Annotated in this window: 10 protein-coding genes; 6 read left to right on the top strand and 4 right to left on the bottom strand. The window is 71.3% G+C overall.

Going from position 1 to position 14,937, the window contains the following annotated elements; genetic code table 11:
- Positions 1–59: 59 nt before the first annotated feature.
- A complete protein-coding gene (locus tag AB0F72_RS33310; RefSeq protein ID WP_360439861.1) occupies positions 60–920 on the bottom strand; it encodes an alpha/beta fold hydrolase in 861 nt (286 codons plus the stop codon).
- Positions 921–1,040: 120 nt separating this feature from the next.
- Here AB0F72_RS33310 and AB0F72_RS33305 point away from each other — a divergent pair, with 120 nt between their 5' ends.
- Positions 1,041–2,711 carry a GMC family oxidoreductase gene (locus AB0F72_RS33305; protein WP_360439858.1) on the top strand — a complete coding sequence of 557 codons (1,671 nt, stop codon included), beginning with the start codon at positions 1,041–1,043 and terminating at the stop codon, positions 2,709–2,711.
- On the top strand, positions 2,708–4,135 hold the full coding sequence (locus tag AB0F72_RS33300; protein ID WP_360439855.1) for an NAD(P)/FAD-dependent oxidoreductase: 1,428 nt from the start codon (positions 2,708–2,710) through the stop codon (positions 4,133–4,135). Before AB0F72_RS33305 ends, AB0F72_RS33300 begins: the two co-directional genes overlap by 4 nt.
- Before the next feature lie 62 nt (positions 4,136–4,197).
- On the opposite strand, the gene AB0F72_RS33295 is transcribed toward AB0F72_RS33300, so the two are convergent.
- Together AB0F72_RS33295 and AB0F72_RS33290 are read right to left on the bottom strand one after the other, a co-directional pair.
- Positions 4,198–5,619, bottom strand: coding sequence for a glycoside hydrolase family 43 protein (locus tag AB0F72_RS33295; RefSeq protein WP_360439852.1), 1,422 nt, complete (start codon positions 5,617–5,619; stop codon positions 4,198–4,200).
- 11 nt (positions 5,620–5,630) lie between these two features.
- On the bottom strand, positions 5,631–8,132 hold the full coding sequence (locus AB0F72_RS33290; protein WP_360439849.1) for an alpha-L-arabinofuranosidase C-terminal domain-containing protein: 2,502 nt from the start codon (positions 8,130–8,132) through the stop codon (positions 5,631–5,633).
- 307 nt (positions 8,133–8,439) lie between these two features.
- On the opposite strand from AB0F72_RS33290, the gene AB0F72_RS33285 reads away from it, so the two are divergent.
- The 4 genes from AB0F72_RS33285 (at position 8,440) to AB0F72_RS33270 (ending at position 14,336) form a co-directional block, all read left to right on the top strand.
- Positions 8,440–9,429 (top strand): EamA family transporter, encoded by a 990-nt coding sequence (locus tag AB0F72_RS33285; protein WP_360439846.1) that lies wholly within the window; start codon positions 8,440–8,442, stop codon positions 9,427–9,429.
- A 196-nt stretch (positions 9,430–9,625) separates the two neighbouring features.
- The gene (locus AB0F72_RS33280) at positions 9,626–11,737 is read left to right on the top strand and encodes a PhoX family phosphatase (protein ID WP_360439843.1); all 2,112 of its coding nucleotides are present in this window, start codon (positions 9,626–9,628) and stop codon (positions 11,735–11,737) included.
- A 163-nt stretch (positions 11,738–11,900) separates the two neighbouring features.
- Positions 11,901–13,391, top strand: coding sequence for a glycosyltransferase family 39 protein (locus AB0F72_RS33275; RefSeq protein WP_360439841.1), 1,491 nt, complete (start codon positions 11,901–11,903; stop codon positions 13,389–13,391).
- Positions 13,392–13,406: 15 nt separating this feature from the next.
- Positions 13,407–14,336 carry a phosphoglycerate dehydrogenase gene (locus tag AB0F72_RS33270; RefSeq protein ID WP_360439838.1) on the top strand — a complete coding sequence of 310 codons (930 nt, stop codon included), beginning with the start codon at positions 13,407–13,409 and terminating at the stop codon, positions 14,334–14,336.
- On the opposite strand, the gene AB0F72_RS33265 is transcribed toward AB0F72_RS33270, so the two are convergent.
- Complete coding sequence (locus tag AB0F72_RS33265; protein WP_360439835.1) at positions 14,328–14,894, bottom strand: helix-turn-helix domain-containing protein; 567 nt, start codon at positions 14,892–14,894, stop codon at positions 14,328–14,330. The two genes, AB0F72_RS33270 and AB0F72_RS33265, sit on opposite strands and share 9 nt — an antisense overlap.
- Positions 14,895–14,937 lie beyond the last annotated feature (43 nt).

Here is a 14,937-nt window from a genome sequence, read left to right as displayed (position 1 = left end):
CGTGCTGTGTGTGGAGTTGGGGTGCGGAGCGCGCCGCAATTCAACACGCTGGGTGGTGGTTACTGGGGGAGCAGCAGGGCGGCGCAGCGGGCCGGGTCGTCGGCGAACGGGAGGTGGCCGCAGCCCGGGAGCGGGACGTGGCGGGCCGCGGGGAGGACCGTGCGGGCGCGGCGGGCCTGCGTTCGGTAGGGCAGGACGGCGTCGCGGGTCCCCCAGGCGATGGTCACCGGGATCCCGGACAGCGCGCCCGTGCCGGCGTAGGTCCACGGGCGCAGCCGGGTGAACGCGTCCCGGGCCTGGCCGAATCCGGGCGCGGCGGCCAGGGCCCGCGCGCCGGAGAGGGCGTCGGTGGCGGGCAGCTGTCCGGGCCGGCCGTAGAACGGGGCGCAGAACGCTGAGCGGCCGGCGCGCGAGTTCATGATGCCGGGCAGGGCCGGTGCGAGGCCTGTCGCGCCCGTGCGCGCGGCGGTCACCACGGCCTGGCACCAGAGCCGGCCCGGCGTGCTCCAGAAACCCACCGGGGAGAACGCGGTGACCCGGCTCGCCAGGCCGCGGCGGCCCAGTTCCAGGGCGATGCCGCCGCCGAGCGAGCTGCCGCCGGCCTCGAAGGACTCGATGCTGAGACCGCGGAGGAACGCGACGACCTGATCGGCGAACCAGGCCACCGACCCGAACCCCGCCACCGGAGAAGGCCCTGCGGAAGGCCCCGCGGAAGGCGCCGGAGAAGGCGCCGCGGAAGGCGCGGAGGTGGGAGGCGGGGGCGGGGAGGCGCCGAAGCCGGGCAGGTCCAGGGCTATCACGTCGCGGTGGCGGGACACCTCGTCCAGGACGGGCGACCACACCTGCCAGTGGCTGCCGATGCCGTGGATCAGCACGAGTGGCGGCCCGGAGCCGCGTCTGTCGTAGGAGAGCTCTGCCATCGCTCCACCCTGCACGATCGTCGATCGACCCGGGTGCCGGCGGATACCGAATCGGCGGAGCGAGCCAAGACCGGAGACCGCTTGTTGACATGTTGCCAATAGCGGTGTGATGGTACGGCGATGTCGGACGACTACGACGTCCTCGTGATCGGCTCCGGGTTCGGCGGCAGCGTGGCAGCGCTGCGCCTGACCGAGAAGGGCTATCGCGTCGGCGTGCTGGAGGCGGGCCGCAGGTTCGCCGACGAGCAGTTCGCCAAGACCTCCTGGCGGCTGCGCGACTACCTCTACGCGCCGGCGCTCGGCTGCTACGGCATTCTGCGCCTCACCCTGCTCAAGGACGTGATGATCATGTCGGGGGCGGGGGTGGGTGGCGGTTCGCTGGGGTACGCGTGCACGCTCTACGAACCGCCGGACGCGTTCTACGCCGATCCGCAGTGGTCCGCGATCACGGACTGGAAGGCCGAGCTCGCCCCCTACTACGAGCAGGCCAAACGCATGCTCGGGGTGACCGTCAACCCGGTCGGCACGGCGTCCGACGACGCGCTGCGAGCGGTCGCCGAGGATCTCGGTGTGGGTGACACCTTCACCCGTACCCCGGTGGGGGTGCTTTTCGCCGAAGGCGACCAGCGGCCCGGCGCCGAAGTCCCGGACCCCTTCTTCGGCGGGGCCGGCCCGGCCCGGCGGACCTGCACGCTCTGCGGGTCGTGCATGACCGGCTGCCGGGCCAACGCGAAGAACACCCTGGTCAAGAACTATCTCTACCTCGCCGAACGGGCCGGCGCGGTGGTGCACGAACTCACCACGGTCCGCTCGGTCCGGCCGGGTCCGCACGGCTACGCCGTCGAGACGCGGCGGACCGGCGGGCGTCGCAAGAGGACGTTCACGGCGCGGCAGGTGATCTTCGCCGCCGGCGCGCTCGGCACCCAGCGGCTGCTGCACCGGATGCGCGACAGGGGCCTGCTGCCTGGAGTCTCGGCGCGGCTCGGTGAGCTGAGCCGCACCAACTCGGAGTCCATCCTGGGCGCCCGCACCCGCCGCAAGGACAGCGACTTCAGCCACGGCGTGGCGATCACCTCGTCGATCCACCCGGACCCGGTGACACACGTCGAACCGGTCCGGTACGGTCCGGGAAGCAACCTCCTCGCGCTGCTCGCCACGGTCCTGGTCGACGACACCGGCCGCACCCCGCGCTGGTGGGCCGCCGCCAAGCAGCTCGCGAGAGCCGGGCGGGACATCCGGCTCTACGTCTCGCCGAAGAACTGGTCCCGGGAGACGATCGTGCTGCTCGCGATGCAGCCACTCGACAACTCGATCACCGTTTTCACCAAGCGCGGCCGGCTGACCAGCCGGCCCGGCATCGGCGAGCCGAACCCGGTGTGGGTGCCGGCCGCCCACGATGTCGCGCGGCGGGTCGCGGAGAAGGTGGACGGTGTGCCGACCGGCGCGATGACCGAGCTGGCCGGGCGGCCGGTGACCGGGCACTTCATCGGCGGCTGCGCGATCGGCGCGGACCCGGGCGGCGGGGTGGTGGATCCCTATCAGCGACTGTTCGGCCATGCGGGGTTGCATGTGATCGACGGTTCGGTGGTGGCGGCCAATCTCGGGGTCAACCCGTCGCTGACGATCACGGCGCTGGCGGAGCGGGCCGTCGCGTTGTGGCCGAACAAGGGCGACGAGGACCCGCGTCCCTCATCCGGCTATGTCGCGTTGAGCCCGGTGATGCCGCGCCACCCGGCCGTGCCGGCCCACGCGCCGGCCGCGCTCACGCTGACCATCGGACCACGGCCATGACCACGATCGTCGTCATCGGCGCCGGGTTCGGCGGCATCGCGGCCGCGGCCGAGCTGATCAAAGACAGCCGGAACGACGTGACGATCCTGGAGAAGGCGGACCGGATCGGCGGGGTGTGGCGGGACAACACGTACCCCGGCTGTGCCTGCGACATCCCGGCGCCGCTCTACTCGTACTCGTTCGCGCAGAACCCGGCCTGGAGCCGCCGGTACCCGCCGCACCGGGAGATCCTCGACTACCTGGAGCGCTGCGCCACCCAGCACGGGATCACCGGGCGGATCCGGTTCGGCACGGAGGTCACCGGCGCGGACTGGGACGGCCGCCGCTGGACGGTCACCCTGGCCGGCGGCGAGCGGATCGAGGCCGACGTGCTGATCCCGGCGGTCGGCCAGCTGTCCCGGCCGTCGATCCCGTCGCTGCCGGGCGCCGCCGACTTCCGGGGCGTCGCCCTGCACACCGCGCACTGGCGCCCGGACGTGCCCGTCGACGGGCGGCGGATCGCGGTGATCGGCACCGGGGCCAGCGCCATCCAGCTGGTGCCGGCGATCGCCGGGCGGGCCGCGCACGTCACCGTCTTCCAGCGGACCCCGCCGTGGACGCTGCCGAAACCGGACCGCCGGTACGGCCGGCTGCGCCACGGCGCGTACCGGCGGGTGCCGCCGCTCATGCAGGCCTCGCGCGCCGGCACCTGGCTGCTCACTCTGGTGGCCGGCGCCGCGGTGACCGGCAACCGGGTCACCGCGCCGCTGGTGCGGGCCGCCTCGCACCTCCAGCGCCGGCTCCAGGTGCGTGACCCGCGGCTGCGCGCCCGGGTCACCCCGGACGAGCCGATGGGCTGCAAGCGGATCCTGTTCACCAACGCGTGGTACCCGGCGCTGGCCCGCCCGGACGTCGACCTGGTGACCGAGAAGATCGTCGCGGTGACCGAGGACGGGATCCGGACCGCCGACGGCGTGGATCATCCGTGTGACGTGCTGGTCTACGGCACCGGGTTCGCGGCCACCGAGTTCCTGGTGCCGATGCGGATCACCGGCCGCGACGGCGCCGAGCTGGCCGAGGCGTGGCGGGAGGGCGCGCACGCGTACCTCGGCATGACGGTGCCCGGCTTCCCGAACATGTTCCTGGTCTACGGCCCGAACACGAACACCGGCAACACGTCGGTGATCTACTTCCACGAGGTCCAGGCCCGATACATCGCGCAAGCCGTGCGTCTGGTCGCCCAGGGCGACAGACCATTGGAGGTACGGGCGGAGCGAGCCGCCACCTACGACGCCGAGATGCAGTCCCGCCTCGCCGGCAGTGTCTGGACGGGATGCCAGAGCTGGTACCGCACCGCCTCCGGACGGGTGGTCACGAACTGGCCGGGCAAGGCGCAGGAGTACCGGCGCCGGGCGGCCCGGGTGGACCGCTCCGACTTCCGCTGACGGCCCGGTCAGACCACGGCCCACCGCCGGAGGGCGATGGGCCGTGATCTTCGGGTGGAGTGTCAGCTCAGGAGGAAGGCCGTCGCCCGGTCGGAGACGGTGATCGTGCCGTTCACGTGCCGCAGGTAGCGGCCCGGAGCGACCCGGATCGTCACGCCCTGCCGGGAGGCGACCCGGGTGACCGGGGTGCCGGTCGTGCCCAGCGACACCGTGGTCCCGCTGACCGTGACGAACTTCGTGGGTTCGTCGACCGACTGGATCGTCTCGGTGCCGTCCGCCGCCGCGACGAACCGGAACTGGGTCTTCTCCAGGTCGCGGGGCGCCTTCTCGGTCTTCACCTCGTCGCCGGTGTGCCGGACGAACCAGCGCGGAGCGTCCGCGGGGGAGAGGCGGACGATCGGGCCGCCGTCGCCGACCGGGATGCCGAACAGCGGCGTCCCGTCCTCGTGCCAGTAGAGCTTCTGCACGCGGGTGTGGCGATTCGGGTCGTACAGCGGGTCGCCGGTGATGTCCCGGTAGTCGCGGGCGTGGTAGACCAGCACGTCGGTCTTCCCGTCCTCGGCCACCGTGAACGAGTTGTGGCCAGGGCCGTACCGCTTCGTGTTCTCGTTCGTCACGAAGATCGGATCCGGCGTCTTCACCCAGCTCTCCCGCTTCAGCAGGTCGGCGTCCGCGTCCGCGGTGAGCAGGCCCATGCAGTACCGGGCGTCGGTCGCGCTCGCCGAGAACGTGAGGAACACCGTGCCGTTACGGATCAGCACGGCCGGGCCCTCGTTCACCCGGTAGCCCTGGATCTCCCAGCTCTTCGTGGGCGTGGCGATCCGGGTGGGCTTGGTGGCGAACGTCCACGGGTTCGCCATCCGGGCGATGTAGAGGCTGGAGTTCACCGCGATCTCCGGCTCGCTCTGCGCCCACACCAGGTACTGCTTGCCGCGGTGGCTGAAGCTGGTGGCGTCCAGGGTGAAGCCGTCCCACTCGGTCCTCAGCTGGCCCTTGAGCGTCCAACCGGCCGGGTCGCGCGGGTCGTCGAGCGCCGACTCCATCACGTAGGTCCGGATCCGGAACACGTCACCGGCGTCACCGGCGGCGAAGTAGATGTACCACTTGCCGCCGATCCGGTGCAGCTCCGGCGCCCAGATGTGCCCGCCCATCGTGCCGCTGGCCGGCCGCCGCCAGATCACCGACTCCTCGGCGGCGGACAGGCCCTCGATGGTGCTCGCGCCCCGGATCACCAGGCGGTCGTACTCCGGCACCGAGCCGGTGAAGTAGTAGGTGCCGTTCACCGGACGGGTGATCCAGGGGTCGGCGCGCTGGCTGATCAGCGGATCCTTGGTGGTCACGCCGTAGATCTCGGCATCGGTGGGCGGCGTGCCGGGCCGCGGGTTGCCCTCGGCGCTCGCGGCGCCGAGACCGGCGAGGGCTCCGGCGGTGGTCACTCCGAGCGAACCCCGCAGCAGGGTACGGCGACTCATCGCGTACGTCATCGTGGGGCTCCTTATCGAGTCTTGATGCGGAGGAAGCTGACCGAGTTCGCCGGGAACTCCCGGGTGAACGACGATCCGAGTCCGTGGACCGTGGAGGTGCGCGGGAGGATCGGCTCGGCGGACCGGGTGTTCTGCTCGCCCGGGTCACCGGTGATCACGGTGAGCCGGCCGGTCCGCGCGACTCTGCGGTCACCCAGGTCGACCTTGGTGACGGCCGGGGTGTCCTGCGCGTTGACGACCTTGACGATCAGCTCGCCGTTCCTGGTGTCCTCCGTGACGACCTGGGCGAACGGCTCGGTGACCTGGTTGTCGTCGAACCCGCCCCACTCGACGCCGTCGAGGAACAGGGTGACCTTCGTACCCCGTACCTGGATCTTGAGGTCGTAGGTCTGTCCGGTCGTCACCGTGTTGGGCTTGGTCAGGATCTGCTCCTTGGCGCTGGTCACGCCCTTCTCCACGGCGCCCTGCGTGTTGTTCCAGCCGCCCAGGTTCCACCAGTAGAACTGGCCGGTCTCCTGGATGCCGAACGCCACCAGGAAGCCCTCGGCGCCGGCCGTCTTGGTCGCCTTCAGCGTGTAGTCGTAATCGGACTCGCCGATGGTGGCCGCCTTGACCATGGTGTCCTCGGTGTTCGTGGTGGTCTGCGCGTAGCCGCCGTCGGTGACCGTCCACGTGCCGCGCGGCTGCACCGCGGTCCAGCCGTCCGCGTCGCCGTCGTTGAAGTCGTCGCTGTAGAGCACCGTCCCGTCCGGGCGGGTGACCTTGACGTCGTCGTAGACCGCGGCGGTACGCCAGGTGGAGAGCCCGATCGCGCCGGTGATCGGCTTCGGCTGGACCACCGCGCCGCTGACGCTGGTCGGCACCACCCGGTCGCCGACGTTGTTCATGAACAGCTTCTGCACCTGGTAGCTGGTGGAGCCCCACGACTCGTCGTTGTCGAACCAGATCATGTCCGGCTTCCACTGGACGTTGTCCACGTGCGCGAGCAGCGGCGCGTAGGACGCCATCTTGACGACGTCGGCGTTGCGCTCCAGACCGGTCATGTACGCGGCCTCGGCGAGTGAGTTGTACAGCTTGTTGTCGAGCGACGCGTACTCGCCGAGGAACACCTTCGGCCCGTTGCGGTCGTAGGAGTCGTAGCGCGCGTTGTTCTGCAGGAACCAGGCCGGGCTGTTGTAGTAGTGCTCGTCGACCATGTCCGAGCCGTGCGCGCGGTTCTTCGCCCACAGGTTGTCGAAGGTGGCGCCGGTGTCGTCCGGGCCGGAGTTGCTGACCACGGTGATGTCCGGGTACTTCGCCTTGATCGCCGACTCGAACCTGAGGAAGTTCGCCCAGTACTCGTCCGGCAGGTTCTCCTCGTTGCCGACCGCGATCGTGGTCAGCCCGAACGGCTTCGGGTGCCCGCTCTCCGCGCGCAGCTTGCCCCAGGTGCTGGTGACCGGGCCGTTGGCGTACTCGATCAGGTCCAGGGCGTCCTGGATGTGCCGCTGCAGCAGCGCCTCGTCCACGGTGGCCCGGTTCTGGCCGCAGCCGGTGACCAGGGCCGGCAGCACCGGCAGCGGCATGGCGCCGATGTCCTCGGAGAACTGGAAGTACTCGTGGTAGCCGAGGCCGTAGGTCTGGTTGTAACCCCAGAAGTTCTTGTTCGTCGCGCGCGTCTCGACCGGGCCGACCGTGTCCTTCCACTGGTAGGACCGGGCCCGCGGGTAGTTGCTCGCGGCGTCGTAGGAGTACATGCTCCCGGTGTTGACCAGGCAGCCGCCCGGGAACCGGACGAAGCCCGGCTTGAGGTCGGCGACCTTCTGGGCCAGGTCCTTGCGCAGGCCGTTGGCGCGGCCCTTGTAGGTGTCCTTCGGGAACAGCGAGATCTCGTCGAGCCGCACCGAGCCGGAGGTCCGGACCGAGAGCCGGGCGCCGTCGGTGGTCGCGGTGGCCTTCAGCGTGCCGGTGTACTTCGTCCACGCGTCGGACGTCGTGGTGATCGAGAGCGGCGCGCTGAGGGCCGTTCCGTCAGCGGTGTGCAGCGAGACCTCGAGCGTCGCGGCAGCGCGCGCCCAGACCGAGAACTCGTAGCGGTCGCCCTTCTTCACGGCGATGGCGCTGCCGGTGCTCGGGCTCGGGAAGCCGGCGTTGGTGAGGGTGGCCGCGCCGCTCACCGTGAGGTAGTTGCGGTTGCGCTCGTTGAGCCGCTGGTCGTCGTTGGACACGGCGGCCGATCCGGCGACCGTCCAGCCGGTGAGACCGTTCCAGCCGGCGGCGTCGGCGCTGCTGAACTCGAACGAGCGGTTGCGGACCAGTTCGGCGTAGAGCCCGCCGTCGGCCGCATAGTTGATGTCCTCGAAGAAGACGCCGTACATCGACTTCGGAATGGCGGCGCCGGCCGACTGCGGGTCGGCCGTGATCGTGTAGTCGGGCTCGACGGCGGAGGCGGCCACCGGCGGGGAGACAGCGAGCGGGAGCGCCACCAGGACGGCGGCAGCGCCCGCTATGCGGGTCGGGGTGAATCGAGGCATGGAGGGGCCCTCCGGTGTGTCGGGGATGTTTCCGGTGGACGGGCTTTTGAAATGTGTACGCAAACATCGATGGTGGTGTCAAGAGCGTCTCGTCGATGTATTTCCTGGGCAAGAGCGTTTACAGTGGCGATGCCCGGCTGTTTGTTAACGCTCACTCTGGCCGCCGCCGATCAGGACGTTTTGTCGCTGTCAATCGCTTGTCCAGGTACTTGTCCCGTAATGGGCGACTCGTGCTGTGCTGACTCCGTCGGCTGACCGGGTCGGCGGGGCTCAGGGGACAAGCGGGGATGACGCTGTGGTGTGGACGATGACGCTCGCCGGGATCGCCGCTGTCGCGTGGGGCGGATCCGATTTCGTGGCCGGCGTCTGCGCCCGGCGGATGCCGATCCGGACCGTCCTGATCGGTTCCAAGCTCGCCGGGATGCTCTTCGCCCTGGTCTTCCTGGCCGCGCGCGGGCAGGCGCTGGCCGCCGGCTCCCGGCTGATCCTGCTGGCCGCGGTGGCCGGGACGATCGGCCTTCCGGCCATGGGGCTGCTGTACCGCGCCATGCGCGACGGCAGCGTCGCGCTGGTCGCGCCGGTGGCCGCCGGGGCCGCCCTGGTGCCGGTCGGCTGGGGCCTGGTGCACGGCGAGCGCCTCGGCCCGGCCGCCGCGGTGGGCGGGATCGCCGCCCTGGCCGGTATCACCCTGGCGAGCTGGCCGGTGACTCCGAGCCGTCCGGCCGACCCGCTCCGGGGAGGGCGCTCACCCGGAACGGTGAAGACGCGGGTGGCGGTGGCCTGCGGCGCGGGTGCGGCGCTCGGATTCGGCGCGTACTTCGTGCTGCTGCACGAGGCGGCGCCGGACGATCCCTCGGGGGCGACCGCCTGCGCGCGCATCGCCGGCGGGGTCTGTGCCCTTCTCGTGCTCTGCGCGGGCGCGGGCGCGCGGCGGACGTCCGGGCCGAGGCCCGAGGCCGGGCGTGTGGTGGCCGGCGAGCCGGGGCCGGGGGCCGGGCGTGTGGTGGCCGGCGAGCCGGGCCCGGGGGCCGGGCCGGGGGTGGCGGCCGGGCGATGGTGGCGCGGTCGGTCGGTGTGGCTGCTGCCGGCGGTCGTGGGAGTGCTGGACACGGTGGCGGACGGCGCGTTCGCGTTCGCGGCGGCGACCGGGACGATCGGGACCGCCGCGATCCTCGGCTCGATGTACCCCGCCGTGACGGTCCTGCTCACCACCGCCGTGCTCCGCGAGCGGCTGCCGCGTGTGCATCTCGTCGGCGTGCTCAGCGCCCTGCTGGCGGTGGCCTGCCTCGCCGCGTGACGCGCCCGCCGCTCCGCACGGAGACATCGGGTGACGCGCCTGCCGCTCCGCACGGAGACGTCGCGTGGCCGGTGCCGGACAAACGTGAGTGGACGTTCACCCGTCGTTCACCCTGCCTGGGTGGTCGCGTAGACCTGGGCTCTTAGCGTCCGGGCAACTCGTCACTGGCACGGTGACGTGAGACCGAGGAGATTTGATGTCCGACCTGAGTCGCCGGCTTCTTCCGTTACTGGGCAACCCGGGCCACAGTGGCGGCGCGCGCGACGCGATGACCTGTCTGTACCGCTGTGGCAACGCGTGCGATCACCCCGCTCCGAACAGCTCGGCCAACCCGTACCTCGGCGACATCGTCAGCGCCGGGATGAGCCGCCGTGGCGTGGTCCAGGCCAGTGCCGCCAGCGCCCTGGTCCTCGGCCTCGGCGGCACTCTGGTGAGCGCGGGCCCGGCCGCGGCCGCCACCCCGGTCGCCCACGGCGGCGGCCACAAGCCGGTCCCGCAGAAGGCCGGCAAGCTCACCTTCCAGGCCGTCGCGCCGAACACCGCCGACGCGGTCACCATCCCGCCGGGTTACCAGACCTCCGTGGTGCTGCGCTGGGGCGACCCGGTGGTCCCCGGCGCCCCGGCGTTCAGCCTGACCCGGCAGACCGGCGCCAGCCAGTCGAAGCAGTTCGGCTACAACAACGACTTCGTCGGTGTGATCCCGCTTCCGGGCGAGAAGAACCGGGCGCTGCTCGTGGTGAACCACGAGTACACCAACGAGGACCTGATGTTCCCCGGCTTCGTCAGCCAGGACGCGCTCACCAAGGACCAGATCGAGGCAGCGATCGCGGCGCACGGCCTCTCCGTCGTGGAGATCGAGCGGGTGGGCAAGTCCGGTCAGTGGAAGCCCGCGAAGGGTCGCCGGCTGCGCTACAACAAGCGCATCACGGCCCTGGAGACCGAGTTCAAGCTCACCGGCCCGGCGGCGGGGTCGGCGGCGCTGCGGACCGCTGCGGACCCGAAGGGCTACACCGTCATCGGCACCCTGAACAACTGCGCGGGTGGCGTCACCCCGTGGGGCACGGTGCTCTCCGGCGAGGAGAACTTCAACCAGTACTTCGTCGGCGGCGACGCCGTGGACGCGGCCACCAAGACCAAGTTCAACCGGTACGGCATCCCCACCACCTCCCGGTACCCGAGCGGCTCGCGCAAGTGGGACCGGGTGCAGGAGCGTTTCGACCTGGCGAAGCACCCGAACGAGGCGAACCGGTTCGGCTGGATCGTCGAGGTGGACCCGCTGAACCCGGACGCCCCGCCGCGCAAGCACACCGCGCTGGGCCGGTTCAAGCACGAGGGCGCCAACGTCATCGTCGCGCGCAGCGGGCACGTCGTGGCGTACATGGGTGACGACGAGCGGTTCGACTACCTCTACAAGTTCGTCTCCGAGAAGAAGTACATCAAGAGCGACGCACCGTGGGCGCGCAAGCACAACCTCTCGCTCCTGGAGTCCGGCACGCTCTACGTCGCCAAGGTGACCGGCGACAGCCCGGCCGCCGAGATCGACGGCACCGGCAAGCTTCCCTCGGACGGCCGGTTCGACGGCAAGGGCGTCTGGATCAAGCTGGTCTCCGGGAACCGCTCGTTCGTCCCGGGCATGACCGCGGCCGACGTGCTGACCTACACCCGGCTCGCCGGTGACGCGGTCGGCGCGACCAAGATGGACCGCCCGGAGGACGTGCAGCCGAGCCTGCGCACCGGCAAGATCTACGCGGCGATGACCAACAACAGCAACCGCGGTGTCGGCACCAACGCCCCGGCGGACGAGGCCAACCCGCGCAACGCCAACAAGCACGGCCACATCTTCGAGATCGTCGAGGACTGCGGCGACCACACCGCGACGAAGTTCACCTGGTCGCTGCCGATCGTCTGCGGCGACCCGGCCGCCGCGGACACCTACTTCGGCGGGTACGACAAGACCGCCGTCTCGCCGATCTCCTGCCCGGACAACGTCGCCTTCGACAGCGCCGGCAACCTGTGGATCTCGACGGACGGCAACGCCCTCGGCACCAACGACGGCCTGTTCGCGACGCCGATCGAGGGTAAGGAGAAGGGCCACCTCAAGCAGTTCCTCACCGTGCCCAAGGGCGCCGAGACCTGCGGCCCGTTCATCACCTCCGACGACAAGTCGGTCTTCACCGCGGTCCAGCACCCCGGTGAGATCACCGGCGCCTCGGTGGAGAAGCCGGCGTCGGTCTGGCCGGACGGCGACTACGCCAAGCCCGCCGTGATCGTCACCTGGCGCACCGACGGCGGCCCGGTCGGCAGCTGACACATCACCGGGAAACGGCCGCGGCACCCGTGCCGCGGCCGTTTCTCGTGCACCGGTCAGGTGGTTTCACGCACCGATCGCCACGCATACATCGCCGCGTTTGGTGAACTCGGACTACCGGGTCAGCCGTAGACACCGGCGGGGGTGACAGGTGATCGAGTCAATGACCGGGCAACGACCGGCCCGGACCGGGCCGATGCACGGCAACGACGCCCCGGCGGTCGTCGAGATGCCGCCGGCGCGCCGATCGGCCGCCGCGATGTGTGCCGTCCCCGGCGTGCTGATGCTGGTGATCGGGCTGGTCCGGGCCGGCCGCCCGGTGCTCAGCTGGGACGAGGTGACCTCCGCCGAGGTGTCCCAGCGGACCGTCGGCCAGATTTTCGACCTGGTCACCAACCTCGACGCGGTCTTCGGCTGCTACTACGTCTTCCTGCACTTCTGGAGTCGACTCGCCGGCACCTCCGAGGTCGCGCTGCGGCTGCCGTCGATAGTGGCCATGGCCGGTGGCGTGGCGGTCGCGGCGGAGCTGGGGCGGCGGCTCTTCTCGGCGCGGATCGGACTGATCACCGGCCTGATCCTCTGCCTGGTCCCGAACACCTCCCGGTACGCGGCCGAGGCGCGGCCCTACGCGTTCGCCTGCTTCTTCTCGGTGCTGGCGATGCTTCTCCTGGTGGTGGCGGTGCGGCGCGGATCCCCGTACCCATGGATCGGTTATGGCCTGAGCGTCACGCTCCTGGGTCTCTCCCACCTGCTCGCCCTGACCACCCTGACCGCCCACGCCGTGCTCGTCGGCCTGGTGCTGCTGCGCGAGCGCGCCGGACGCCGCAGGCTCGCGCTGACCTGGGGCGGCACGGTGCTCGTCGCGCTGCTGCCGGTGCTGCCGATCGCCTATCTCGGCACCCACCAGGAGGACACCCAGCTGCACTGGGTGGAGCCGATCACGCTGGGCCGGATCCGGGCGATGCCGGCCGCCGTCTTCGGGTCCAAGGAGGTCGCCTGGCTGGTGATCGGCATGGTGGTGCTCGCGGCGTGGCGGCCGCTGCGCCGGCTCGCCCCGATGGCCGCGCTCGTGCTCGGGCCGACGCTGACGCTGGCCCTGGTGTCCGTCCTGGCCTCGCCGATGTGGGTGGCTCGGTACCTGCTGGTGGTGCTCGCGCCGCTGGCGATGCTCGCGGCGGTCGCCCTGGCCGACCGCGCTCCGCGGGTACGCATCGTCGCGGTGCTCCTGCTTCTCGCGTTCGTCGCGGTGCCGGGGCAGCGTGACGTCCGCGCGCCGGCCGCGAAGGTCGGCCCGGACTACCGCTCGGCCGCCCGGATCATCGGCGAGTTCCAGCGTCCCGGCGACGTGGTCGTCTATCCGCCGAAGAACCGGGCCATCCGGGCCGGCATGGACTACTACCTGAACCGGCTGCCCAGCCGGCCGGCCGATCCGCTGGTCAAGGTCCCCGCACCGGAGACCGGCTGGCTGATCGCCGAGGAGCACCCCGATCTGGCGGAGGGGTACCAGCGGATCTGGATCGTGGTGGGCAACCGCGTCGCCGACCCGGCGGCGAGCCGCCCGGCCCTGCGCCCGACCCTGGACGCCGGATACCGGCGGATCGGCTTCTGGCAGCCGAAACGCGCAACGGTGGCGCTCTATGAACGGCGTGGCTGATGGCAAGCTGACCGGATGAAGGTTCTGCTGCCCGACACCATCGAGCTCGACCTCCCGCTGGACACCGTCGTCTACGCGGTCGGCGAGCCCATTCCGGACGAACACACCGACGCCGAGGTCCTGGTCACCTGGGGCAATCCGGCCGGCCCGCTCGCCGACGCGGCCCGCCGCCTGACGAAACTGCGCTGGGTGCAGTCACTGGCCGCCGGCCCGGACATGGTGCTGGCGGCCGGGTTCGCGCCGGACGTCGTCGTCACGGCCGGGCTCGGCCTGCACGACCACACCGTCGCCGAGCACACCCTGGCCCTGGTCCTGGCCGCGGCACGGCGGCTGAACCTGCTGGTCCGGGCTCAGATCGGGCATCGGTGGGCGGAGGAGCTGGGCGGGATTCAGCCGGCCCGCGAGCCGGGCTCGTTCCGCACGCTGCGCGAGGCGAACGTGGTGATCTGGGGCTTCGGCGGGATCGCCGGCACCCTGGCCCCGCTGCTGGCCGCGCTCGGCGCCCGGGTGACCGGGGTGGCACGCAGCGCCGGCACCCGGCACGGGTTCCCGGTGGTCACGCCGGACGACCTGCCGTCGCTGCTGCCCGGAACGGATCTGCTGATCTCGATCCTTCCGGCGACCCCCGAGACGGTACGGGCCGTCGACGCCCGCATCCTGTCGTACCTCCAGCCGCACGCCTGGGTGGTGAACGTCGGCCGGGGCGCCACCCTGGACGAGGTGGCGCTGCTCAACGCCGTCCGGTCCGGGCGGATCGCCGGCGCCGCGCTGGACGTCTTCGCGACCGAGCCGCTGCCCGCGGCCTCCGGGCTCTGGGACGAGCCCAACGTGATCATCACGCCGCACGCGGCGGGTGGCCGCCCGATCGGGGCGGAGCAGCTGATCATGGAGAACGTGGCGGCGTACCGGGAGGGCCGGCCGCTGCGCAATCCGGTGTCACGCTGACCGTGCGCGCACGTGCACCCGTTCACCCTGCGGGCCGAAGATGCTGATCACCTCGGCCGGCGCGGTGCCACCGTTGAGCACGAGGTGCGGCAGCCGGGTGTCGAACTCGGCCGCCTCACCCGCCTCCAGCAGCAGATCGTGCTCGCCGAGCAGCAACCGGACCGTCCCGGAGAGCACGTAGAGCCACTCGTACCCCTCATGGGTCTTCAGTTCGGTGTGCTCCGGCTCCCGGGTCGGAATGATCATCTTGAACGCCTGCTGGCCGCCCGGCCGGCGGGACAGCGGCACGATCGTCCGCCCGGAGCGCACGATCGGGCGCGCCCGCACCCGGGGATCGCCGGTCTCCGGGGCGTCGACCAGCTCGTCGAGGCTCACCCGGTAGGCCTGGGCGAGCGGCAGCAGCAGCTCCAGGGTGGGTTTGCGGCTGCCCGACTCGAGGCGGGACAGCGTGCTCACCGAGATGCCGGTGGTCTCGGCGACCTGGGTGAGCGTGAGATCGCGCTTCTGACGGAGTTCGCGCAGCCGGGGTCCGACCGCGGCAAGGGCTTCTTTTGCCATACCAGCAACAATAGTTGCCACCTTTCGGAAGCCTGGTGCACGG

This window comes from Actinoplanes sp. NPDC023936 (assembly GCF_040639325.1).
Classification (GTDB): Bacteria; Actinomycetota; Actinomycetes; order Mycobacteriales; family Micromonosporaceae; genus Actinoplanes.
Note: the sequence above shows the minus strand (reverse complement) of the source record. Positions and strands in the feature narration are given on the sequence as shown.